23 protein-coding genes are annotated in these 23,586 nt (G+C 67.7%); 6 read left to right on the forward strand and 17 right to left on the reverse strand.

From position 1 onward, the window contains the following. Position 1: 1 nt before the first annotated feature. From YS110_00735 to YS110_00745, 3 genes are read right to left on the reverse strand one after another with little or no spacing between them, the layout of a single operon-like run. The gene (locus tag YS110_00735) at positions 2-862 is read right to left on the reverse strand and encodes a DUF3106 domain-containing protein (GenBank protein UJB63390.1); all 861 of its coding nucleotides are present in this window, start codon (positions 860-862) and stop codon (positions 2-4) included. A gap of 20 nt (positions 863-882) precedes the next feature. Next, the gene (locus tag YS110_00740; GenBank protein ID UJB63391.1) at positions 883-1,338 is read right to left on the reverse strand and encodes a DUF3619 family protein; all 456 of its coding nucleotides are present in this window, start codon (positions 1,336-1,338) and stop codon (positions 883-885) included. Continuing rightward, a complete protein-coding gene (locus YS110_00745) occupies positions 1,335-1,904 on the reverse strand; it encodes an RNA polymerase sigma factor (protein UJB63392.1) in 570 nt (189 codons plus the stop codon). The genes YS110_00740 and YS110_00745 overlap by 4 nt, the downstream gene beginning before the upstream one ends. Positions 1,905-2,193: 289 nt before the next feature. Between YS110_00745 and YS110_00750 the strand changes: the two genes are divergently transcribed. From YS110_00750 to pbpG, 6 genes are all read left to right on the forward strand, one after another. Then, positions 2,194-3,960 (forward strand): acetolactate synthase 3 catalytic subunit, encoded by a 1,767-nt coding sequence (locus YS110_00750; protein ID UJB63393.1) that lies wholly within the window; start codon positions 2,194-2,196, stop codon positions 3,958-3,960. Positions 3,961-4,095: 135 nt separating this feature from the next. Then, the gene (ilvN, locus tag YS110_00755) at positions 4,096-4,587 is read left to right on the forward strand and encodes an acetolactate synthase small subunit (protein ID UJB63394.1); all 492 of its coding nucleotides are present in this window, start codon (positions 4,096-4,098) and stop codon (positions 4,585-4,587) included. 46 nt (positions 4,588-4,633) lie between these two features. Further along, positions 4,634-5,650 (forward strand): ketol-acid reductoisomerase, encoded by a 1,017-nt coding sequence (ilvC, locus tag YS110_00760; protein ID UJB63395.1) that lies wholly within the window; start codon positions 4,634-4,636, stop codon positions 5,648-5,650. A 334-nt stretch (positions 5,651-5,984) separates the two neighbouring features. Next, positions 5,985-6,821 carry a CDP-diacylglycerol--serine O-phosphatidyltransferase gene (gene pssA / locus YS110_00765; protein ID UJB63396.1) on the forward strand — a complete coding sequence of 279 codons (837 nt, stop codon included), beginning with the start codon at positions 5,985-5,987 and terminating at the stop codon, positions 6,819-6,821. Between the two features lie 198 nt (positions 6,822-7,019). Further along, positions 7,020-8,558: a 2-isopropylmalate synthase gene (locus YS110_00770; protein UJB63397.1), complete on the forward strand. Its 1,539-nt coding sequence runs from the start codon at positions 7,020-7,022 to the stop codon at positions 8,556-8,558. A 133-nt stretch (positions 8,559-8,691) separates the two neighbouring features. Continuing rightward, positions 8,692-9,744, forward strand: a complete 1,053-nt coding sequence (pbpG, locus tag YS110_00775; GenBank protein ID UJB63398.1) for a D-alanyl-D-alanine endopeptidase — start codon at positions 8,692-8,694, stop codon at positions 9,742-9,744. Positions 9,745-9,802: 58 nt separating this feature from the next. On the opposite strand, the gene crcB is transcribed toward pbpG, so the two are convergent. The 14 genes from crcB to YS110_00845 form a co-directional block, all read right to left on the reverse strand. Next, positions 9,803-10,186 (reverse strand): fluoride efflux transporter CrcB, encoded by a 384-nt coding sequence (gene crcB, locus YS110_00780; protein ID UJB63399.1) that lies wholly within the window; start codon positions 10,184-10,186, stop codon positions 9,803-9,805. An 86-nt stretch (positions 10,187-10,272) separates the two neighbouring features. Continuing rightward, a complete protein-coding gene (locus tag YS110_00785; protein UJB63400.1) occupies positions 10,273-10,638 on the reverse strand; it encodes a monovalent cation/H(+) antiporter subunit G in 366 nt (121 codons plus the stop codon). Then, positions 10,635-10,916 carry a K+/H+ antiporter subunit F gene (locus YS110_00790; GenBank protein ID UJB63401.1) on the reverse strand — a complete coding sequence of 94 codons (282 nt, stop codon included), beginning with the start codon at positions 10,914-10,916 and terminating at the stop codon, positions 10,635-10,637. The genes YS110_00785 and YS110_00790 overlap by 4 nt, the downstream gene beginning before the upstream one ends. Next, the gene (locus YS110_00795) at positions 10,913-11,413 is read right to left on the reverse strand and encodes a Na+/H+ antiporter subunit E (GenBank protein UJB63402.1); all 501 of its coding nucleotides are present in this window, start codon (positions 11,411-11,413) and stop codon (positions 10,913-10,915) included. The genes YS110_00790 and YS110_00795 overlap by 4 nt, the downstream gene beginning before the upstream one ends. After that, positions 11,410-13,107, reverse strand: a complete 1,698-nt coding sequence (locus tag YS110_00800; GenBank protein ID UJB63403.1) for a monovalent cation/H+ antiporter subunit D — start codon at positions 13,105-13,107, stop codon at positions 11,410-11,412. The genes YS110_00795 and YS110_00800 overlap by 4 nt, the downstream gene beginning before the upstream one ends. Beyond that, positions 13,104-13,469: a Na+/H+ antiporter subunit C gene (locus YS110_00805; protein UJB63404.1), complete on the reverse strand. Its 366-nt coding sequence runs from the start codon at positions 13,467-13,469 to the stop codon at positions 13,104-13,106. The genes YS110_00800 and YS110_00805 overlap by 4 nt, the downstream gene beginning before the upstream one ends. Continuing rightward, entirely contained in the window at positions 13,469-16,459 is a 2,991-nt protein-coding gene (locus tag YS110_00810) for a monovalent cation/H+ antiporter subunit A (GenBank protein UJB63405.1), read from the reverse strand. The genes YS110_00805 and YS110_00810 overlap by 1 nt, the downstream gene beginning before the upstream one ends. Before the next feature lie 87 nt (positions 16,460-16,546). Further along, complete coding sequence (locus YS110_00815) at positions 16,547-16,864, reverse strand: helix-hairpin-helix domain-containing protein (GenBank protein UJB67307.1); 318 nt, start codon at positions 16,862-16,864, stop codon at positions 16,547-16,549. Positions 16,865-16,927: 63 nt separating this feature from the next. Then, the gene (lapB, locus tag YS110_00820; protein ID UJB63406.1) at positions 16,928-18,085 is read right to left on the reverse strand and encodes a lipopolysaccharide assembly protein LapB; all 1,158 of its coding nucleotides are present in this window, start codon (positions 18,083-18,085) and stop codon (positions 16,928-16,930) included. Further along, the gene (locus tag YS110_00825; protein UJB63407.1) at positions 18,075-18,389 is read right to left on the reverse strand and encodes a DUF1049 domain-containing protein; all 315 of its coding nucleotides are present in this window, start codon (positions 18,387-18,389) and stop codon (positions 18,075-18,077) included. The genes lapB and YS110_00825 overlap by 11 nt, the downstream gene beginning before the upstream one ends. A 26-nt stretch (positions 18,390-18,415) precedes the next feature. Further along, positions 18,416-18,715 (reverse strand): integration host factor subunit beta, encoded by a 300-nt coding sequence (locus tag YS110_00830; GenBank protein ID UJB63408.1) that lies wholly within the window; start codon positions 18,713-18,715, stop codon positions 18,416-18,418. A gap of 93 nt (positions 18,716-18,808) precedes the next feature. After that, entirely contained in the window at positions 18,809-20,497 is a 1,689-nt protein-coding gene (rpsA, locus tag YS110_00835; protein ID UJB63409.1) for a 30S ribosomal protein S1, read from the reverse strand. Between the two features lie 162 nt (positions 20,498-20,659). After that, complete coding sequence (locus YS110_00840) at positions 20,660-22,696, reverse strand: bifunctional 3-phosphoshikimate 1-carboxyvinyltransferase/cytidylate kinase (protein UJB63410.1); 2,037 nt, start codon at positions 22,694-22,696, stop codon at positions 20,660-20,662. Next, positions 22,696-23,580, reverse strand: a complete 885-nt coding sequence (locus tag YS110_00845; GenBank protein ID UJB63411.1) for a prephenate dehydrogenase/arogenate dehydrogenase family protein — start codon at positions 23,578-23,580, stop codon at positions 22,696-22,698. Before YS110_00845 ends, YS110_00840 begins: the two co-directional genes overlap by 1 nt. Positions 23,581-23,586: the final 6 nt, after the last annotated feature.

A 23,586-nucleotide genomic window follows, 5' to 3' on the forward strand; every position in this document is an offset into this window, starting at 1 on the left:
CCTAGTTCGGGGCGTAGATGCCAGGGGTCAGGGGGGAGGATGTCTCGGCGGGGGAATGTGCCGGAGGCAGACTTTCCGTGGCCGATGCGGCGTCCAGGGGGGGCAGCGGGGTGGCGACGGCCGAGGGGATGTCCACAGGGGCCGTTTCCACGATCACGGGCGCTGTGTGCGTCGGCATGTCGAAGCGGGGTACGGGCAGGGCAGGGCGCGCCTTGCCATCGGGCTGTGGCGGGATCTTGGGGAGGTTCACGGCATCCGCCGGTGCATTGGTGGCGGCCGGCACGCGTGCGAGCTTGCGCGGGGAGACCGGGTGCAGCGCGGTGGCTGCACCGGTGGGTTTGGGGCCGGCATGCGCTGCGAGGCGGTTTTTCTCTTCAGGGCTCAGAGCCTGGTAGGCCTCCCACTGGGCGCGTTTGTCATCGGGGGAGAGACGCTTGGTGACGGCGTAGTTCAGGCGTGCCTGGCTACGCTGCTGGGCACTCAGGCTGGCCCAGTCGGCCATGCGGCTGTGCAGCTTGTCCTGTTCCTGGGGGGGGAGCACGGCAAAGGTATGGGCCAGCGCGAGCCAGCGGCGCTTTTGCACTTCCCCCATGCGCGGCCAGTGCTGTTCGAGCGGCGCCAGTGCGCGCTTCTGTGCCGCGGTCAGTTCGCTCCATGCGGGGCCCGAGGGGTCGGCCATGAGACCTGCGTCGCGTGTGCCCTGCTTGGTGGCGCTTGCCATGCTGGGCGGAACTGCGCTGGGCGCCATGCGCACTTGCTGTACCACGGAGCCCCCCAACACGGACAGGCCGCCGAGCAGTACGGCGGCCAGGGTCACGGCGGGCAGGCGCAAGCGGTTCGCGGGAGCTGGCTTTAAGTGCATGCAGGCGGGTTGAACGGATCTCAGCGGCTGGCGGGGGCTTGGCTGACGGTCTTGAGGTACTGGGCGAATCCAGGGTCGGCATAGGCCGATGGGGGCAGATCATCGGTCAGCAGGGCGGTGTCGACCGCGGCCACTTCGGCAGCGCCGTACTCGTCCTGGGAGACGTTGACCACTACCAGGCCCACGAGCAGGGCCATCACCGGCACCGCGGAGGCCAGTGCGCGCCACCATGTGCCGCCCTCGCTGCCCCAGCCCAATGCGGCGCTGCGGCCGTTGTGGACGACGGCCGGTGCCGTTCGCACCTGCCGCACGGGTGCCATGGCCTTGCGCTTGGACAGGGCCTGTTCGCGGGCGGCGCGCAGGCGCTCCGTGATGTCGTAGGGCAATTCGTCGTTGCCTGCGCTCAGACGGGCCGTGACACGCCGGGCGAAACGGTCGGCGACTTGTTCGTTCAAGGCGTTGCTGGCGGTGTTCATAGTGTGATTCCTCTGGCCTTCAGTGCTTTGCTGAGGGTCTGGATGGCCCGAAAGCAATGTGTTTTGACGCTGCCTTCCGTGCAGCCCATTGCGGCTGCCGTTTCGGCCACGTCCATTTCCTCCCAATAACGCATCAAAAACGCCTCGCGTTGACGCGCTGGCAGCCCCTGGATCTCCGCCTCGATGCCTTGCAGCGTCTGGGCGCGCTGGGTGAGCGTTTCGGCGCTTTGGGCGGCTTCGTCGCCATGGGGGCCGCTGTAGGTTTCGAGCAGGTTGAATTCTGCGCCATCTTCGTCGTTTCCCTCGAAGTCGCTCATGCTGGAGAACAGCGCGTTGCGCGTCTTCTGGCGGCGAAACCAGTCCAGCGTGCAGTTCGACAGGATGCGCTGGAACAGCATCGGCAGCTCTGCGGGGGGCTTGTCGCCGTAATGCTCGGCCAGCTTGAGCATGCTGTCCTGCACGATGTCCAGGGCTGCTTCCTCGTTGCGCACGTGGTAAAGCGAGCGCTTGTAGGCGCGCTTTTCCACGCTTTTGAGAAAGTCGGAGAGTTCTTGTTCCGTTGCCAAGAGAGGTCAGCCCGCTGGGGAAATCGTGTGCCGGGGCAGGCGCCGAGGTGCCGTGCTTTGCGTCAAGGGGCTGGATTATCGCATCGCGCGGAATTTTTTTGCCGTGCCGCGTACCGTGACTTGTTGCAGTGCGATAATGCCAGCTGCAATTCAAAGGCAAACGGGTCACGGTCCGGCGCGCACTCCTAGCGTCTATGTCCTTGGCCTCAAGTTCCGAACCGGCTCCACAAGAGCTTGCAGGCAAGGGGCACCCTAGGTTTTTCGTCAGAGAAATTCACAAAGGTTGATCATGGAAATCTCCAAGGCTGAACTCGCAGCCGCACAGAACACAGCCGGCCCCGAACTCATGGGTGCCGAAATCCTCGTCAAGGCCATGCAGGCCGAAGGTGTCAAGTACATCTGGGGCTATCCGGGCGGGGCCGTTCTCTACATCTACGACGCGCTCTACAAGCAGGAAACCATCCAGCACGTGCTGGTGCGCCATGAGCAGGCCGCTGTACATGCCGCCGATGGCTATGCGCGCGCCACTGGCGAGGTGGGCGTGGCGCTGGTGACGTCCGGCCCGGGCCTGACCAATGCAGTGACCGGTATCGCCACGGCGTACATGGATTCGATCCCCATGGTGATCGTTTCCGGCCAGGTGCCCACGCCCGCCATCGGGCTGGACGCCTTCCAGGAGTGCGACACCGTGGGCATCACGCGCCCCATCGTCAAGCACAACTTCCTGGTCAAGGACGTGCGCGACCTGGCGTCGACGATGAAGAAGGCGTTCCACATCGCCCGCACCGGCCGGCCCGGCCCGGTGGTGGTCGATATCCCGAAGGACGTGTCGTTCAAGAAGATCGCGTACCAGGGGTATCCGCAGAGCATCGAGATGCGCTCGTACAACCCGGTGAAGAAGGGGCACAGCGGCCAGATCCGCAAGGCGCTGCAGCTGCTGCTGTCGGCCAAGCGGCCCTATATCTACACCGGTGGCGGCATTCTGCTGGGCAATGCCACGCACGAGCTGCGCACGCTGGTGGACATGCTGGGCTACCCGGTCACGCACACGCTGATGGGCCTGGGCGCCTACCCGGCGAGCGACCGCAAGTTCCTCGGCATGCTGGGCATGCACGGCACCATCGAGGCCAACAACGCCATGCAGAACTGCGATGTGCTGCTGGCCGTGGGCGCGCGCTTCGACGACCGCGTGATCGGCAACCCCAAGCATTTCGCGCAGAACGACCGCAAGATCATCCACGTCGACATCGACCCTTCCAGCATCTCCAAGCGCGTGAAGGTGGACATCCCGATCGTCGGCGACGTGAAGGATGTGCTGACCGAGCTGATCGCCATGATCCGCGAGACCACGCAGCGCCCCGATGCCGGCGCGCTCAATGCCTGGTGGGAACAGATCGAGGGCTGGCGTTCGCGCGATTGCCTGAAGTACGACCGTGGCAACACCGAGGTCATCAAGCCGCAGTACGTCATCGAGACGCTGTGGAACATGACCAAGGACGCTGACGCCTACATCACCTCCGACGTGGGCCAGCACCAGATGTGGGCCGCGCAGTTCTACAGGTTCGACGAACCGCGCCGCTGGATCAACTCGGGCGGCCTGGGCACCATGGGCGTGGGCATTCCCTATGCCATGGGCATCAAGCTGGCCAAGCCCCAGTCCGAGGTGTTCTGCGTGACGGGCGAGGGCTCGGTGCAGATGAACATCCAGGAGCTTTCGACCTGCCTGCAGTACAACACGCCGATCAAGGTCCTGTCGCTGAACAACCGCTACCTGGGCATGGTGCGCCAGTGGCAGGAGATCGAGTACTCCGGCCGCTACAGCCACAGCTACATGGACGCGCTGCCCAACTTCGTGAAGCTGGCCGAGGCCTATGGCCACGTGGGCATGCTGATCGAGCGCCCGCAGGACGTGGAGCCGGCGCTGCGCGAGGCGCGCAAGCTCAAGGACCGTACCGTGTTCCTGGACTTCCGCACCGACCCGACCGAGAACGTTTTCCCGATGGTGCGTGCCGGCAAGGGCATCACCGAGATGCTGCTCGGCTCCGAGGATCTTTAAGCCAAATCGGGCTCCAGCGCTTCCCAGGCAAGCGCTGGCAGCTATTTTTTTAGTAGTATTTTTGACGAATCTATTGCCCGCCGAGCCCGCTGCTTACCGGCACCGGGGGAGGGCGGCGAAAAGAGGAATCACACCATGAAACACATCATTGCCGTCCTGCTCGAAAACGAGGCGGGCGCTCTCTCCCGCGTCGTGGGCCTGTTCTCGGCCCGTGGCTACAACATCGAGTCGCTCACGGTGGCGCCCACCGAGGACCCGTCGCTGTCGCGCATGACCATCCAGACCACGGGCTCCGACGACGTGATCGAGCAGATCACCAAGCACCTGAACCGCCTCATCGAGGTCGTCAAGGTGGTCGATCTCACCGAAGGCGCCTATACCGAGCGCGAGCTCATGATGGTGAAGGTGCGCGCCGTCGGCAAGGAGCGCGAGGAGATGAAGCGCATGGCCGACATCTTCCGCGGCCGCATCATCGACGTGACCGAGAAGAGCTACACCGTGGAGCTGACCGGCGACCAGTCGAAGAACGACGCCTTCCTGCAGGCCATCGACCGCACGGCGATCCTGGAGACCGTGCGCACGGGCTCGTGCGGCATCGGCCGCGGCGAGCGCATCCTGCGCGTGTAAGACAATCCCCCTTTTTCCCCTGAACAGAGTTTCCAACGGAGCGACCATGAAAGTTTTCTACGACAAAGACTGTGACCTGTCCCTCATCAAGGGCAAGACCGTGGCCATCATCGGCTACGGCAGCCAGGGCCACGCCCATGCCCAGAACCTGAACGAGAGCGGCGTGAAGGTCGTGGTCGGCCTGCGCAAGGGCGGCGCCTCCTGGGACAAGGTGGCCAAGGCCGGCCTCACCGTGATGGAAGTCGATGACGCCGTGAAGGCCGCCGACGTGGTCATGATCCTGCTGCCCGACGAGAACATCCCCGAGGTGTACCAGAACAACGTCGCGCCGAACATCAAGCAGGGCGGCACGCTGGCCTTCGCCCACGGCTTCAACGTGCACTACAACCAGGTCGTGCCGCGCGCCGACCTGGACGTGATCATGGTCGCGCCCAAGGGCCCTGGCCACACCGTGCGCTCCGAGTACCTGAAGGGCGGCGGCGTGCCGTCGTTGATCGCCGTGTACCAGGACAAGAGCGGCAAGGCCCGCGACGTGGCCCTGTCCTACGCCATGGCCAACGGCGGCGGCAAGGGCGGCATCATCGAGACCAACTTCAAGGAAGAAACCGAGACCGACCTGTTCGGCGAGCAGGCCGTGCTGTGTGGCGGCGCGGTGGAGCTGGTGAAGATGGGCTTCGAGACGCTGACCGAAGCCGGCTACGCTCCCGAGATGGCCTACTTCGAGTGCCTGCACGAACTCAAGCTGATCGTGGACCTCATGTACGAAGGCGGCATCGCCAACATGAACTACTCGATCTCGAACAACGCCGAGTACGGCGAGTACGTGACCGGCCCCGAGGTCATCAACGAAGAGTCGCGCAAGGCCATGCGCAACGCGCTCAAGCGCATCCAGAGCGGTGAATACGCCAAGATGTTCATCCTCGAAGGCCGCACCAACTACCCGAGCATGACGGCGCGCCGCCGCCAGAACGCCGACCACGCCATCGAGCAGGTGGGCGGCCAGCTGCGCGCCATGATGCCCTGGATCGCCAAGAACAAGCTGGTGGACCAGAGCCGCAACTGAGAAGGTGTGAACGAATCCGCCATGTCCGCTCATCCCGCAAAAACGCACGCCCTCGGCGTTGCAAATGCTCGCCATAGCCCGCGCTATGGCTGCGCTTTGCGCCTTGAGGGCGCACGTTTGTGCGGCCTGCTCGGACACGCCGGATTCATTCGCACCTTCTGAGTACGGCTTGCCGTGCGCCCAAGGCCACTTCGGTGGCCTTTTTGCGTTGTGGGTGCGCCGTGGGGCGCGGCCGAGTCGCTACACTGCCCCCTTTGCCGCGCGGCGCGCGCGGCGTTTACTATCGAAACAATAGCTCCTTGCGCTTGTCTGGCAAGGGCTGGAGGCCAATTTGATGCATGACGGCAATGAATCCGCCGAGGAACAGGGCGTGGTGGTGCGCAAGCGCCGCAAGGGCATCTACATCCTGCCCAACCTGTTCACGCTGGCGGCGCTGTTCGGCGGCTTCTACGCCATCGTCATGGCGATGAACGGGCGCTTCGACATGGCCGCCGTCGGCGTCTTCTGCGCCATGGTGCTCGACAGCCTGGACGGGCGCGTGGCGCGCATGACCAACACCCAGAGCGCGTTCGGCGAACAGATGGACTCGCTGTCCGACATGGTGTCCTTCGGCGCCGCGCCCGCGCTCATCGCCTACATGTGGGCGCTGCAGGGGCTGGGGCGCTGGGGCTGGATCGCCGCGTTCGTCTATTGCGCCTGCGCCGCGCTGCGCCTGGCGCGCTTCAACGTCAATACCGGCGTGGTGGACAAGCGCTACTTCCAGGGCCTGCCGTCGCCCGCGGCGGCGGCGCTGGTGATGGGGTTCATCTGGCTGCTGACCGAAGCTGGCGTGCGCCCGGGCCAGGGTTCGATCGCCCTGAGCTGGGCGCAGATCACCTGGGTGACCTTCGGCTTCACGCTCTACGCCGGGCTCACCATGGTGACCAACGTGCCGTTCTACAGCTTCAAGGACCTGCACATGAAGCGCAGCGTGCCCTTCGCCGCCATCGTGCTGATCGCGCTGGGCATCGCCATCGTCAACATCCACCCGCCCACGGTGCTGTTCGGCGTGTTCGTGCTGTACGGCCTTTCGGGCTACGTGGTGTACGCCTGGCGCAAGGCCAAGGGGCAGCACACCAGCGTCATCAGCACGTCCACGGACGAGCCGGACGAGCGGGGCCTGCACAAGTAGGAAATCCGGGATGTGCTACATTGCACGTCATGAAAGCGCTGGCCCTCGCTCTACTGCTAACCCCCCACGGGCGGAGACGGTAGAGCGCGCGCGCACGCTTTTCACTCAAGGCCCGTATGCACCCGCAACGGGCCTTTTGTTTTGTGCGCCAAAATTTTCCAGTTGCGGGTCCCACCCCCATCCACCCAGGAGTACACCATGGCAGATAAGCTGATCATTTTCGACACCACCTTGCGCGATGGCGAGCAGTCGCCCGGCGCCTCGATGACCAAGGACGAGAAGCTGCGCATCGCGCGCCAGCTGGAGCGCCTCAAGGTCGACGTGATCGAAGCCGGCTTCGCGGCCAGTTCCAACGGCGATTTCGAGGCGGTGCAAAGCATCGCCAATGCGATCAAGGAATCGACCATCTGCTCGCTGTCGCGCGCCAACGACCGTGACATCGCCCGCGCCGCCGAGGCGCTCAAGGGTGCCAACAGCGCACGCATCCACACCTTCATCGCCACCAGCCCGCTGCACATGGAGAAGAAGCTGCGCATGACGCCCGAGCAGGTGCTGGAGCAGGCCACGCAGGCGGTGCGTTTCGCGCGCAACCTGGTCGGCGACATCGAGTTCAGTCCCGAGGATGGCTACCGCAGCGACCCGGACTTCCTGTGCCGCGTGCTCGAAGCCGTGATCCGCGAGGGCGCCACCACCATCAACGTGCCCGACACGGTGGGCTACGCCATTCCCGAGCTGTACGGCAACTTCATCAAGAACCTGCGCGAGCGCATTCCCAACAGCGACAAGGCCATCTGGTCGGTGCACTGCCACAACGACCTGGGCATGGCGGTGGCCAACTCGCTCGCCGGCGTGAAGATCGGCGGCGCGCGCCAGATCGAATGCACCATCAACGGCCTGGGCGAGCGCGCGGGCAACTGCTCGCTTGAGGAAGTCGTCATGGCCGTGAAGACGCGCCGCGACTACTTCGGCCTGGATGTGGGCATCGACACCCAGCACATCGTCGCCGCCAGCCGCATGGTGAGCCAGACCACCGGCTTCGTGGTGCAGCCGAACAAGGCCGTGGTGGGCGCCAACGCTTTCGCGCACGCCAGCGGCATCCACCAGGACGGCGTGCTCAAGGCGCGCGACACCTACGAGATCATGCGCGCCGAAGACGTGGGCTGGAGCGCTAACAAGATCGTGCTGGGCAAGCTCAGCGGCCGCAACGCCTTCAAGCAGCGCCTGCAGGAACTGGGCGTGGCGCTGGAGAGCGAGGGCGAGATCAACGCCGCGTTCGCCAAGTTCAAGGAGCTGGCTGACCGCAAGAGCGAGATCTTCGACGAGGACATCCTGGCCCTGGTCAGCGATGAGAGCGTGACGGCCGAGAAGGAGCAGTACGGCTTCGTCTCGCTGGCCCAGCAAAGCGAGACCGGCGAGCGCCCCCATGCACGCATCGTGTTCACGGTGGAGGGCAAGGAAGTGCAGGGCGCGTCCGAGGGCAATGGCCCGGTGGACGCCTCGCTCAAGGCCATCGAGGCCCATGTGCAAAGCGGTGCCGAGATGGTGCTGTACTCGGTCAACGCCATCAGCGGCTCCACCGAGAGCCAGGGCGAGGTGACGGTGCGCCTGCAGAGCAGCGGCCGCGTGGTCAATGGCGTGGGCGCGGATCCCGACATCGTCGTCGCCTCGGCCAAGGCCTATCTCAGCGCCCTGAACAAGCTGCACAGCAAGGCCGAACGGGTGGCGGCGCAAGGTTGACTTGCAGCAAGCCCCGGGTGAGCGTCTTATAATCTCACCCACTTTCTTGAAAAGTCGCGCAATACATTGATATTGCGCGACTTTTTTTAATTGGCTACACTGCCACTGACTTTTTGTTGCTTGGGGTAACCGGATGCACAAGACCCACCGCTCCGTTCTCGGACGTTTCTCCCAATGGTGTAGCCTGGCCGCCCTGAGCCTGGCGCTGGCTGTTCCCATGGCCCATGCCGCGCCCAAGAAGCCGGCCAAGAAGCAACAGGTCAGCTCCGCCCCCGCCAAGCGCACGGCGGCCCGCAAGGCAGCCGCGCCGCGCAAGGTGGCGCGCAGCGCCAAGGCGCCGGTGCGCGCGGCCTACGTGGCGCCCGAGCGGCAGTCGTTTGGCCAGATGGCCGGGCTGCACCAGGTCAGCGATCCGCTGTCGCTCAAGTCCAGCGTGGCCCTGGTGATCGACCAGGACACGCACGAAGTGCTGTTCAGCAAGAACGACAAGGCGGTGCTGCCGATCGCTTCGCTGACCAAGCTCATGACCGGGCTCCTGATTTCCGAGGCGCACCTGCCCATGGATGAGCCGCTGACCATCACCCAGGACGACGTCGATACGGAAAAGGGCAGCCGCTCGCGCCTGAGCGTGGGCACCACGCTGACCCGTGGCGAGATGCTGCACCTGGCGCTGATGTCGAGCGAGAACCGCGCGGCGCATGCCCTGGGGCGCACCTACCCCGGCGGGCTGGGCGCCTTCGTGGCCCGCATGAATGCCAAGGCGCGCCTGCTGGGCATGACGGACACGCGCTACGTGGAGCCCACGGGCCTGTCGAGCAACAACCAGTCCAGTGCGCGCGACCTGGCGACGCTGGTGAGCGTGGCCCATGGCGATCCGCTGCTGCGCGAGCTGTCCACCTCCACCGGCTACGAGGTGGCGGTGGGCCGCCGTACCCTGCAGTTCAACAACACCAACCGCCTGGTGAGCAGCCCGGCCTGGGACATCGGCCTGCAGAAGACCGGCTATATCTCCGAGGCCGGCCGCTGCCTGGTCATGCAGGCCCAGGTGGCCGGGCGCCAGATCATCATGGTGTTCCTCGATTCGGCCGGCAAGTTCAGCCGGCTGGGAGATGCCGAGCGCGTGCGTCACTGGGTGGAGTCTCTGGGCGGCACCCACGCGGCGAGCCATACGGCGGCCCTGCGCTGAGCTGGGGCTGTAGAGGTGTGCGCGCCCTCCATCGTGGAGGGCGTTTTCTTTTGGGGGGTCAGAAGCTGCGCAGCAGCAGCGCGGCGTTGTGCAGGCCCAGCCAGGTCAGCAGCAGCGAGCCGCCCAGGTGCAGTGCCGCCACCCCCAGCGCCAGCCCCAGGCGCTGCTGCTGCAGCAGTCCCACTACTTCAGCGGAAAAACTCGAGAACGTGGTCAGCGCGCCCAGGAAACCCGTCACCAGCGCCAGGCGCCAGGCCGGGTCGAGGTGCGGCATGGCCTGGAACACCGCCACGCACACGCCGATGAGGTAGCCGCCAATCAGGTTCGCGGCCAGCGTGCCCCAGGGCAGCAGGCTGGTGGGTGTGCTGAGCCACAGGCCCAGGCCCCAGCGGGCCAGCGCGCCGGCGCAGGCCCCGAGGCAGATGGACAGGATGTTGAGCATGGCGCGCGATCATCCGCGTGGCGCGGGTGGTTTCATGGTCTTTTCGGGCTCTAGCCCTTGCGCAGCAAGCGCTGGCAGCTATCGAATCAGGAGTTCATCGTGTCCGCGCGGCGGCTGATGCTCGGCGGTACGGCCTGCCCGGCCCGGCGTGCGCGGAACAGGGCGGCGCGCATCAGGAAGATGTTGGTGATCGGCACCGTGACGGCGACGAACAGCGCGATCAGCAGCGGGTGCACGGCCAGGCGGTGCCCCAGCAGCGAGAAGTACACGATGCTGGCGTGCATGATGCACCACATGCCCAGCGTGGCGATGATGGCCGGGGCGTGCACGCGCTCGAAGTAGGTGGGCAGCCGCAGCAGCCCCAGCGAGCCCACCAGGGCGATGCCCGCGCCCAGCAGCACCAGGGCGGCGATGGTGATCTCGGCCCACAGCGGCATGGCTTCGGGCGTCATTCGATCACCTCGCCGCGCAGCAGGAACTTGGCCATGGCCGTGGAGCCGACGAACCCGAACAGCGCCACGAGCAGCGCGGCCTCGAAGTAGTGGCTGCTGGCGTACTGCATGCCCAGCACCAGCATCAGCAGCATGCCGTTGAGGTACATGCAGTCCAGCGCCAGCACGCGATCCTGCGCCGAGGGGCCGCGCAGCAGGCGCACCAGCGTGAACACCATGGCCAGCGCGAGCATGGCCAGCGCCAGGGGCAGGGCCCAGGAGAGCACGGGCTGCGTCATTCGAAAATCTCCATCAGGGGGCGCTCGTAGTGGTTCTGCACGTGGTCGATGACGGTCTGGGGGTCATGCACCTCCAGCACGTGCAGCAGCAGCACGGAGCGGTCGCGCGCGAGCTCGGCCCATACCGTGCCCGGGGTGATGCACACGATCATGGCCAGCACCGCCAGCGCATTCGGGTCGCGCAGCTGCAGCGGGATGTGCACGAAGGCGGCAGGGTGGCGCCGCAGCCGCGGGAACAGGATGAAGCGCAGCACGGCGGCGTTGGAGTGCAGCGTGTCCACCATGACCCGCAGGCCCAGGCGCAGAACCACCCCCGGGCGGCGGATGCGCACCGGCAGGGGGCGCAGCCCGCGCGTGAGCAGGGGCACCAGCCAGGCCAGGACCAGGGCCATCGCCAGGTTGCCGGGGCTGGCCGAGCGGTTTAGCAGCAGCCACAGGATGAACAGCGCCACCGACAGCAGCGGTGCGGGCAGCAGGCGTTTCATGGGACGTTTCATGGCGCCTCCTTCACGAGCGGGGCGGCGATGGGCGCCGCCTCCATGACGGCGCGCACATAGGTGCCGGGGGCGTGCAGCGCATTGGCCGTGGCCTGGGTGAAGTTCATCACGGCGGCGGCCTGCACGGTCAGCGCCACGCAGGCGGCCAGCAGGGCCGCGATCGGCAGGCCCTCGAGCACGCGCAGCCGGGGCGTGGTGCGGTCGTGGGCGGCCCAGAAGTGGCGCATGCCGGTGCGCGTCAGGGCGATCAGCGCCAGCAGGCCGGTGCCGATCATCAGGGCCAGCAAGGACCAGCCCGGCGCCCCCAGGCGCATGCCCGAGGACGTGCCCATCCCCAGCGGGTTCAGCAGCGCCGTGAGCATGGCGAACTTGCCGACGAAGCCCGACAGCGGCGGCAGCCCCGTGATGACCAGCGTGCACACCATGAACGACAGCCCGAGGAAGGCGGCGGCGGCGGGAATCACGCGGCCGATCAGCACCTCCTCGTCGTCGTCCAGGTTCATGCCCTGGGTGGGCAGCAGCTCGGGGTTGAGGAAGGGGGCGTCCTCGTCGTCGGCGTCGGTGCGCGTGCCGTCGTTGCGCCAGCGCTCGATCAGGTCGGACAGCAGGAACAGCGTGCTCACCGCCATGGTGGAGCTGGGCAGGTAGTACAGCAGCGCCGCCGTCAGCTCCGTCTGGCCGAAGCCCACGGCGGCCAGCAGCGTGCCCGACGAAAGCACGGCGGCGAAGCTGGCCAGGTGCGTGATGCGTTGCGACCCCAGCATGCCGATGGCGCCGAAGGCCATGGTCAGCATGCCGCCGCCGATCAGCCAGGCGCCGCCGAACAGCGCCGAGGCACCGGCCTCGCTGCCGAACATCAGCGTCCACAGCCGCAGCAGGGTATAGACGCCAACCTTGGTGAGCAGCGCGAACAGCGCGCCCACGGGCGCCGTGGCGGCGCTGTAGGCGGGCACCAGCCAGAGGTTGAGCGGCCATACCGCGGCCTTGATGAGGAAGGCCGTGGCCAGGATGCCGGCGGCGGCGTGCAGCAGGCCGCGGTCGCCCGCCGCCACTTGCGGAATGGCACGCGCCAGGTCGGCCATGTTGAGCGTGCCGGTGAGGCCGTAGAGCATCGACACGCCGATCAGGAACAGCGACGACGCCGCCAGGTTGATGGCGATGTAGTGCAGCCCCGCCTGCACGCGCGCGCGCCCCGAGCCGTGCAGCAGCAGCCCGTAGGAGGCGGCCAGCATGATCTCGAAGAACACGAACAGGTTGAACAGGTCGGCCGTGAGGAAGGCGCCCGCCAGCCCCATGAGCTGGAACTGGAACAGCGGGTGGTAGTGCACGCCCGCGCGGTGCCAGCGCGAGGAGGCGAAGACGATGGAGGCCAGCGCGACGAAGCTGGTGAGCACCAGCATCAGCGCCGAGAGCCGGTCCAGCGCCAGCACGATGCCGAAGGGCGCCGGCCAGTTGCCTGGCAGGTACACGCCCAGCGTGGCCGGGGAGCCGGCGCGCGCGCTCCAGGCCAGCAGTGCCACGGCAATGGCCAGCCCCAGCAGCGTGGACAGCAGGTTGAGCGCGAGCTTGAGGCGCTGCTGCTCCTCGCGCAGCAGCAGCATGAGGGCGGCCGTGAGCAGCGGCAGCACGATGGGCGCCAGCATGAGGTGGGGCATCAGCCCCGCGATGGTGTCGATCCACTGCGCCTGGCTCATGGCATCTCCTGCCGGTCGCGCGAGTGGCTGCCATCCACGTGGTCGGTGCCCGACATGCCGCGCGAGGCCAGCAGCACGACGAGGAACAGCGCCGTCATGGCGAAGCCGATGACGATGGCGGTGAGCACCAGGGCCTGCGGCAGCGGGTCGGCGTAGTGCTGCAGATCCTGCGGCACGCCGTCCACCAGCACCGGCACCTTGCCGAGCGCGAGGCCGAGCCGGCCCATGCTGAAGATGAACAGGTTGACCGCGTAGGACAGCAGCGACAGGCCCATGATGATCTGGAACGTGCGCGGGCGCAGCAGCAGCCACACGCCGGAGCCGGTGAGCACGCCGATGGCCAGGGCGAGAACGATTTCCATCAGCCGGCACCTCCCTGGATAGTCACTTTTTGATAGCTTTCAGCGCTTGCTGGATAAGGGCTGAAGCCGTTTTCCATTGAATTTTCTTGCGCGGCCTGGGCTTCTTCGAGCAGGCGCGCGTGGTAGCGGTGGCCGCGGATCGACTGGTGGGCAATGGCCGTCAGGATCAGCAGCGTGGAGCCCACCACCAGCGTGAACACGCCGATGTCGAAGAACAGCGCGCTGGCCACGTGCACGTCGCCCAGCCAGGGCAGGTGCAGGTGCGCTGTGTGCGTGGTGAGGAAGGGGTAGCCCAGCGCCACGGCCCCGGCGCCGGTGGCCAGCGCGCACAGCAGGCCGGTAGCGATCCAGCGGCGCGGCACCAGCGGCAGGTGCGCCTCGACCCACTCCACACCCGAGATGATGTACTGCAGGATCAGCGCCACCGACAGCACCAGCCCGGCCACGAAGCCGCCGCCGGGCTCGTTGTGCCCGCGCATGAAGATGTAGGCCGACACCACGGCGGCGAAGGGCAGCAGCAGGCGCACCAGCACGGCCGGCACCATCAGGTAGCCGACGGCGGTGTCCTGGGCGTTGCGCGGGTTCAGCAGGTCGGTCTGCAGGTCGGCGGGCAGGGCGCGCTGCTGTGGCGGCAGGTCCATGGTCTCGCGCGCCGGACGGAAGCGCCGCAGCAGCGCATAGACGGTGAGCGCGACGATGCCGAGCACGACGATTTCGCCGAAGGTGTCGAAGCCGCGGAAATCGACCAGCATCACGTTGACCACATTGGTGCCGCCGCCTTCGGTGAGCGCACGCTCCAGGAAGAAGGTGGAGGTGCTTTCCGGGAAGTCGCGGCTCATCATGGCGAAGGCCAGCCAGGCCATGCCGCCGCCGGCCAGCAGCGACAGCAGCAGGTCGCGCAGGCGGCGCCGGCGCGTGCCGCGCGGGCGCACGCGCAGGCGCTCGTCGCGCTGGGGCAGCCAGCGCAGGCCCAGCAGGATCAGCACCGTGGTCACCAGCTCCACGGAGATCTGCGTCAGCGCCAGGTCCGGCGCGGAGAACCACAGGAAGGTGATGCAGGTGGCCAGGCCGGCGCCGCCCAGCAGCGTCAGCGCCGCCATGCGGTGGTACTTGGCCTGCCACGCCGCCGCGACGGCCGACACGGCCCCCAGAAGCCACAGCAGCACGAAGGCGGGCGAGAGCGGCAAGGCGCCCCGGTGGCCCAGTTGCAGGCCGTGCAGCCACAGGGGCAGCGCCCCCGCGAGCAGGGAGGCACCCACCAGCCAGAGCATCTGCCACTGCAGGCGCCGGGTGCTCAGGGCCTGGCGCCCGTGGCGCGCGGCGGCCGACAGCAGCGCGAGCAGCCCTTCGAAGACGCGCTGCCCGTCGATGCGGCCCATCACCGGCGCATCGACCAGGCGGCCCCGCTGCTGCGCGCGGCCCAGCAGCAGGTACAGCAGCGTGCCGCCGGCCAGCGCCAGCACGCTCATCACCATGGGGGCGTTGAAGCCGTGCCACACGGCCAGGCTGAACGCGGGCAGGTCGCCCCCCACGACGGGCCGGGCCGCGGCGGCCAGGCTGGCGCCGACGGTGGCGGCTGGCAGCACGCCCACCAGCAGGCAGGCGAGCACCAGCAGCTCCACGGGCACGCGCATCCAGCGCGGGGGCTCGTGCGGCGTGTGCGGCAGGTCGGTGGCAGGCGGGCCGAAGAACACGTCCACGGTGAAGCGCAGCGAGTAGGCCACGCTGAACATGCCGGCCACGGTGGCGGCCACGGGCAGCACCCAGCGCGCGATGGACGCGGTGTCCATGAATACCGTTTCGGCGAAGAACATTTCCTTGGACAGGAAACCGTTGAGCAGTGGCACGCCGGCCATGGCGGCGCTGGCCACCATGGCCAGCGTGGCGGTGATCGGCATCATCCGCCGCAGCCCCGACAGGCGCCGGATGTCGCGCGTGCCGCTTTCATGGTCCACGATGCCGGCCGCCATGAACAGCGAGGCCTTGAACGTGGCGTGGTTCATGATGTGGAACACCGCCGCCACGGCCGCGAGCGGGCTGTTCAGGCCGAGCAGCAGCGTGATCAGCCCCAGGTGCGAGATGGTGGAGTAGGCCAGCAGCCCCTTCAGGTCGTTCTGGAACATCGCCGCGTAGCCGCCGAGCAGCAGCGTGACCAGCCCGGCGCCGCCGACGATCCAGAACCACGGCTCGGTGCCGCCAAGCACCGGCCACAGCCGCGCCAGCAGGAACACGCCGGCCTTCACCATGGTGGCCGAGTGCAGGTAGGCCGACACCGGCGTGGGCGCGGCCATGGCGCGCGGCAGCCAGAAGTGGAAGGGGAACTGCGCGCTCTTGGTGAGCGCGCCCAGCAGCACCAGCACCAGCGCCGTCAGGTACAGCGGGTGCGCGCGCACCTGCTCGGCCGCCGCCAGCACGTGGTCGAGGTCGTAGCTGCCGACGATGTGCCCCAGCACCAGCAGCCCCGCGAACATGGCCAGGCCGCCCGTGCCGGTCACGGTGAGGGCCATGCGCGCGCCCCGGCGCGCATCCTTGCGGTGGTGCCAGTAGCCGATGAGCAGGAACGAGAACAGGCTGGTGAGTTCCCAGAAGAAGGCCAACTGGATCAGGTTGCCCGAAAGCACCACGCCCACCATGGCGCCCATGAAGGCCAGCAGGAAGGCGAAGAAGCGCGGCACCGGGTCGGCGGCGGACATGTAGTAGCGCGCGTAGAGCACCACCAGCGAGCCGATGCCCAGCACCAGCATGCAGAACATCCAGGCGAACCCGTCCATGCGGACCACCAGGTTCAGCCCGAGCGCGGGCAACCAGGCGATGTCCTGGCGCAGCACGCCGCCATCGGCGATTTCGGGGAACAGCAAGGCCACCTGCACGGCGCAGGTCAGCGCGATCAGGCCCGCCAGCGTCGACTCGGTGTTGCGCGCGTTCGCAGGCAAAAGGGCAGCCAGCAGGCTGCCCAGGAAGGGTAGGAGGATGAAGGAAACGAGGGGCATGTGCAGACCATTCTACGGGCAAGCCCGGGTCTGCATGCTATGAAAACCTGAGCAGATGCACGGCATTGGCCATGCGCCTGCGTGGGTTCATTGAAGTTTCGGTAGGGCCGGTTTGGGCGGCGCGGCCGGTGCTGCGGGGGCCTTGGGAATGGCCGGAACCCCGGGAGGCGTCGTCACGCCCTGGATTTGGTAGCTTTCGCCGTTGACCGTGAGCCCCTCCGCCGAAAGCTGGTAGGCCCGTGCGGGGCCGATCCCGGGCACGCGCAGGATGAATTCTTCCCAATTGCGAAACGGCGCTTTCTCGCGTGCCGCGATGATGCGCGCCGTGATGGCCGGGCCCAGGCCGCGCACGCCATCGAGTTCGGCCTCGGTGGCCTTGTTGGCCTCGACGGCGGCGCTGGCCATGCCCAGCCACAGGCAGGCCAGGGCGGCGGTAATGAGGTGGCGCAGGGACATGGTGTGCTCCTTCTAAATTTCTTCGACGCGGCGGGCCGGGTAGCTGTCCCAGCTCTGGCAGCCGGGGCATTGCCAGAAATGCTGGCGCGCCTCGAAGCCGCAGGCCGCGCAGCGGTAGCGCATGAGCGGCTTGGCGGCCTGGTCGAGCGCGCGCTGGATGGCGGGGTGGAAGTCCTCGTGCGGCAAGTGCTCTTCCGCCAGCCAGTGCGTTGCGGCCACCAGGGAGGGTTCGTGCGCCAGGTGCAGCGCATAGCGCGTGCGGCCGGGGCGCTGGGCGTCGCCGCTGGCGCGGTCCAGGGCCACCAGGGCTTCGAGCAGATCGAGTGACGGGGCGCGTTCGTAGTGGCCTTCCAGCAGGGCCCGCGCTTCGTCGTTGCGCCTGCTGGCGGCGGCTGCTTCCAGAAGGAGCGAGGCGGCCAGGGGCAGCGCCGCCGGGGCCTGTGCGGCCAAGCGCGCGAGGGTATCGACGGCCGCGCTGCCGTGGCCTTGGCGCTGCTGCTGGCGCGCGCGCTCGATCAGCGGGCGGGGCGCTTGCGGCGCGACGGCATGGGCTTCGTCGAGCAGCAGTCCGGCCTTCACTTCGTCGCCCTGGGCCGCGGCAGCTTGGGCCTGTTCGCACAGGTAGTGCGCCTGCCGCTGGCTGAAGTCGCCCTGGCCCGCTGCCTGGATCTTGGCAGCAATGGCGGCCGCCTGGGGCCAGTCGCGCGTGCGCTCGTAGATCGCCAGCCGCGCCAGCCGGGCCTCGTGCTCGTAGGCCGTGCCTTCAAGCGGCTTGAGGGCGTCCTCGGCGCGGTCGAGCAGGCCGGCCTTGAGGAAGTCGAGGGCCAGGGCGTGCTGGGCGCGGTCGCGGTCGGCGCTGCTCAGGTCGCCGCGCGAGAGCAGGTGTTCGTGCACGCGCACGGCACGGTTGTATTCCCCGCGCCGGCGGAACAGGTTGCCCAGGGCGAAGTGCAGCTCCGACGTGTCGGGGTCGTTCTGCACGGCTTCGATGAAGGCGTCGATGGCCTGGTCCTGCTGCTCGTTCAGCAGGAAGTTCAGACCCTTGAAATAGGCCTTGGGCGCCTGGCGGTTTTCCAGGCGCAACTGGCGCAGGTCGAAGCGCGAGGCCCACCAGCCCAGCACGAAGGCCAGGGGCAGCCCCAGCAGGATCCAGCTCAGGTCAAATTCCATGGAGGGGCGGCTCGGCGGGCGTGGCGACGGGGGCCGGCTCGGTGGCGCTGGGCGGCGTTTCCGCCGGGCCTGCCGCTGCCTGCGCGCGCCGGGCCGCATTGCGGTGGCGCCACCAGCGCGGCACCATGCCCAGTACGCCGACCACGACCCCCAGCGCAAAGGCCGAGAGCACGACCAGCACCATGGGTGCGCGCCATTGGGTGCCGAAGAAGAAGTGCACGCTGGCGTCCTGCTGGTTGTTCAGCGCGAACGCGAAAAGCGTGAAAAAAATGGCTGCCTTGAGCAGCCACAGCAGGTATTTCATGCGTCTCCCCGGTGGTGTCGGGGATTTTATGCGCCTGTTTCGGCGCTTTGCTGCGCCACCGATTCGCGCAGCGCCTTGCCTGGCTTGAAGTGGGGCACGCGCTTTTCGGGAATCTGCACGGCTTCGCCGCTGCGCGGGTTGCGGCCCAGGCGGGGAGGGCGGTGCGTGACAGAGAAGCTGCCGAATCCCCGGATCTCGATGCGGTGCCCGCGCACCAGCGCATCGCCCACGGCGTCGAGGATGGTCTTGACGGCGTGTTCGGCGTCGCGGTGCGTGAGCTGGCCAAAGCGGGCGGCCAGTTCTTCAACGAGGTCGGATCGGGTCATGGCAGTTCGGTGCGGGATGAAACGAAGACGGGCGCCCAGGATGCCTGCGCGCCCGCCGCGAAGGGCCCCATTGTGCATGGGGCCAGGGGTGGCTTACTTGTCGGAGCCGCCGTCCAGCTTGGCGCGCAGCAGGGCGCCCAGGCTGGTGGTGCCGGCGTTTTCCTTGGCCGACTGGGCCGACAGGTGGGCCATGGCGCCTTGCTCGTCGGCCATGTCCTTGGCCTTGATCGACAACTGGATGTTGCGGGTCTTGCGGTCCACGTTGACCACCACGGCCGTGACTTCGTCGCCTTCCTTGAGCACGTTGCGGGCATCTTCCACGCGGTCGCGGGAGATTTCCGAAGCGCGCAGGTAGCCCACGATGTCTTCGCCCAGGTCGATCTCGGCGCCACGGGCGTCCACGGTCTTGACCTTGCCGGTCACCGTCTGGCCCTTGTCGTTCACGGTCACAAAGGTGGTGAACGGGTCGCCGTCGAGCTGCTTGATGCCCAGGGAGATGCGCTCGCGCTCGACGTCCACGGCCAGCACGATGGCATCAACTTCCTGGCCCTTCTTGTAGTTGCGCACGGCGGCTTCGCCGGGCTCGTTCCAGGACAGGTCGGACAGGTGCACCAGGCCGTCGATGCCGGCAGCCAGACCCACGAACACGCCGAAGTCGGTGATCGACTTGATCGGGCCCTTGACGCGGTCGCCGCGCTTGGTGTTCTGGGCAAACTCTTGCCAGGGGTTGGCGCGGCACTGCTTCATGCCCAGGCTGATGCGGCGCTTGTCTTCGTCGATCTCGAGGACCATGACTTCGACTTCGTCGCCCAGCGACACGAGCTTGGACGGGGCCACGTTCTTGTTGGTCCAGTCCATCTCGGAGACGTGCACCAGGCCTTCGATGCCGGGCTCGAGTTCCACGAAAGCGCCGTAGTCGGCGATGTTCGTGACCTTGCCGAACAGGCGGGTGCCCGAGGGGTAGCGGCGCGCCACGCCCATCCAGGGGTCGTCGCCCATCTGCTTGAGGCCCAGGGACACGCGGTTCTTCTCGGTGTCGAACTTGAGGATCTTGGCGGTGATTTCTTGACCCGCCGTGACCACCTCGGACGGGTGGCGCACGCGGCGCCATGCCATGTCGGTGATGTGCAGCAGGCCGTCGATGCCGCCCAGGTCCACGAACGCACCGTATTCGGTGATGTTCTTGACCACGCCCTGCACGATGGCGCCTTCCTTCAGCGTTTCCATCAGCTTGGCGCGCTCTTCGCCCATGGAGGCTTCCACCACGGCGCGGCGGCTCAGCACCACGTTGTTGCGCTTGCGGTCGAGCTTGATGACCTTGAATTCCAGGGTCTTGTTCTCGTAGGGGGTCAGGTCCTTGATCGGACGGGTGTCGATCAGCGAGCCGGGCAGGAAGGCGCGGATGCCGTTGACCAGCACCGTGAGGCCGCCCTTGACCTTGCCAGAGGTGGTGCCGGTGACGAACTCGCCGGATTCCAGCGCCTTTTCCAGGGCCAGCCAGGAAGCCAGGCGCTTGGCGGTGTCGCGCGACAGGATGGTGTCGCCGTAGCCGTTCTCGATGGAGCCGATGGCCACGGACACGAAGTCACCCACTTGGACTTCGATTTCGCCCTGGTCGTTCTTGAATTCGTCGATCGGCACGTAGGCTTCGGACTTCAGGCCAGCGTTCACGACGACGAAGTTGTGCTCGACGCGCACGACTTCGGCGGTGATGACCTCGCCAGGACGCATTTCGGTGCGTTGCAGCGATTCTTCAAACAGGGCGGCAAAAGATTCGGACATGTGTTTCCTTGCTCGCACCACAGGTTTCCGGCAGCACCATTGCGGCCGTTTCTAGGGCTGTGGGCGAAGGGTTGGTTGTGGCTTGCACCACGGGTTAGGTTGATGAACCACACCACCAGTGCGCCTGGGTGCAGCGCGGCAGGGGCGGTGTGGGCCGGGGGGTCAGCCCTGTGCCGGAGGGGTGGCGAAGGGCTGGCGCTCCTGCCACCAAGCCAGAACCTGGGCGACGGTCTCATCGATCGTCAGCCCGGAATTGTCCAGCGGCAGGGCGTCTTGCGCGGGCTTCAAGGGGGCCACCTTGCGGGACTGGTCCTGCAGGTCGCGTGCCTCCAAGTCTGCGCGAAGGGCGTCGATATTAGCGTCAATTCCCTTGGCGAGCAACTGCTGGTGCCGCCGCTCGGCGCGGCAGGCGGCGCTGGCGGTCATGAAGACCTTCAGCGGCGCCTGGGGAAAGATCACCGTGCCCATGTCGCGGCCATCGGCCACCAGGCCGGGCAGGCGGGCAAAGCCGTGCTGCAGATCGACCAGCGCCGCGCGCACGGCGGGCAGTGCCGAGACGCGCGAGGCGTTCATGCCCATGGCCTCGGTGCGGATGGCGTCGGTCACGTCCGTGCCGTCCAGCCAGATGCGGCCATCGGTGAAGCGCACGGGCAGGGTGCGGGCCAGGCCGGCGAGCGCGGCTTCCTGGGCCGGGGCGATGTCGATGCCCGCCTGGACGGCGGCCAGCGCTGTGATGCGGTAGAGCGCGCCGGAGTCGAGCAGCGCATAGCCCAGTTGCCGGGCCACGGCGGCCGCCACCGTGCCCTTGCCGGAGGCGGTGGGGCCGTCGATGCACAGCACGGGGATGTGGGCCGGCGCGGTCTGGGCGACGGAGAACAGGGCCTCGAAGTAGTCCGGGAAGGTCTTGGCGACGCACTTGGGGTCTTCGATGCGCATCGGCAGGCGCGCCGGGTTGAACGCCGCGAGCGAGAAGCACATGGCGACGCGGTGGTCGTCGTAGGTGTGGATGCTGGCGGCCTTCCAGTCCTGCGGCGCCGCGGGCGGCGTGACGGCGATGAAGTCCGCGCCTTCTTTCACTGTGGCGCCGAGCTTGCGCAGCTCGGTGGCCATGGCGGCGATGCGGTCGGTTTCCTTGACGCGCCAGCTGGCGATGTTGCGCAGCCGCGTGGTGCCGTTGGCGTACAGCGCCATGGCGGCCAGGGTCATGGCGGCGTCGGGGATGTGGTTGCAGTCCAGGTCGATGGCCTGCAGCGGCCACGCGCCGCGCGCGATGTGCAGCCAGTTCGGGCCGCCGGTGATGTGCGCGCCCATGGCGCGCGCCGCTTCGACGAAGCGGATGTCGCCCTGGATCGAGTCCAGCCCCACGCCCTCGATCTTGATGCCATTTTGGCCTTCAGGGCTTTCTGCGAGCGCGCCAAGCGCTATGAAATAGCTAGCGGACGAAGCATCCGCCTCGACGTGGATGCTGCCCGGCGACTGGTAGCGGCTGCCGGCGGGAATGGTGAAGCGCTGCCAGCCCTCGCGCGCCACCTGGATGCCGAAGCGCGCCAGCAGGGCCAGGGTGATGTGGATGTAGGGCTTGGAGATCAGCTCGCCCATCACCTCGATGGCCACGTCGTGCTCCCGCGCCACCAGCGGCAGCGCGAGCAGCAGCGCGGTGAGGAACTGGCTCGACACGTCGCCGCGCACCTGGATCGGCGCCTGCAGCCGCAGCGGCGGCAGGCCCGCGCCGTGGGCGATGCGCAGCGGCGGGAAGCCGTCGTTGCCCAGGTAGTCGATCTGGCAGCCGAGCTGGCGCAGCGCATCGACGAGGTCGCCGATGGGGCGCTCGTGCATGCGCGGTATGCCCGAGAGCGTGAATTCGCCGCCCAGCAGCGCCAGCGCCGCCGTCAGCGGGCGCATGGCGGTGCCGGCGTTGCCCAGGAACAGCGCTGCGGGCGAGCGTGGCGGCTGGTCGCCCAGCCCGGTGATGCGCACCGTGGAGCCACCCGCTTCATCGACCCCGCAGCCCAGGGCGCGCAGCCCGTCGAGCATGACGCGCGTGTCGTCGCTGGCCAGCAGGTCGTGCACCTCGGTGGTGCCCTGGCTCAGGGCGGCGAGCAGCAGCACGCGGTTGGAAATGCTCTTCGAGCCCGGCAGCTGGACGGTGCCGCCCGCCGTCAGCAACGGGGGCAGGTCAAGAAAGGCGGTGCTGTACATCAGGCGGACTTGGGTTTGCGCAGGGCGCCCATGCGCCAGTGCGCGCGGGTTTCGCTGGCCAGGGTGAGCATGTCTTCGAGGGCCTGGTCGTCGTCGGCCCGGATGGCGTGCTCGAAGGCCTGCAGCGCTTCCTGGAACAGGCGCGACTGCGCCAGCACCTCTTCGCGGTTGGCGCGCAGGATGTCGCGCCACATCTTCGGGTCGCTGGCGGCGATGCGCGTGAAATCGCGAAAGCCCGTGCCGGCCAGCGAGAGGACGTAGTCGCTGTTCTCCTGGCGGATCACGCTTTGCATCATGGCGAAGGCCAGCAGGTGCGGCAGGTGGCTCACGGCGGCGAAGGCCGCGTCGTGGGCCTCGGGGGCCATGCTGGTGACGCGGCAGCCGAGCCGTGTCCACAGCTCCTCGGCGCAGCGCAGGTGGGCTGCGAGCGTGCGCTCGGTGGGCGTGAGGATGACCTGGCGCCCGGCGTACAGCTCGGGGTCGGCGTGTTCCACGCCCGAGACCTCGCGCCCCGCGATCGGGTGTGCGGGGACGAAGGAGCCGACCTGGTCGCGCAGCGCGCGGCGCGCGGCCTGCACCACGTCGGCCTTGGTCGAGCCCACGTCCATCACCAGCATCTGCGGCGTGACCAGGTGCTTGATGGATTTGAGCGTGGCTTCCGTCGCGGCGACGGGTACGGCCACCAGCACGATGTCGGCGCCGGCCACGGCCAGCAGGGCCGAGGGGGCTTCGACATCAATCACGCCCAGTTGGCGCGCGCGGTCGGTGGTCGAGGGGGATTTGCTGTAGCCGACCACGCGCTTGACGAGGCCGGCCTTCTTCATGGCCAGGGCGAACGAGCCGCCCATGAGGCCGCAGCCGATCAGTCCGAGTTGTTCAAACATGGCCGC

It is taken from the genome of Acidovorax sp. YS12, assembly GCA_021496925.1.
Taxonomy (GTDB): Bacteria; Pseudomonadota; Gammaproteobacteria; order Burkholderiales; family Burkholderiaceae_C; genus Paenacidovorax.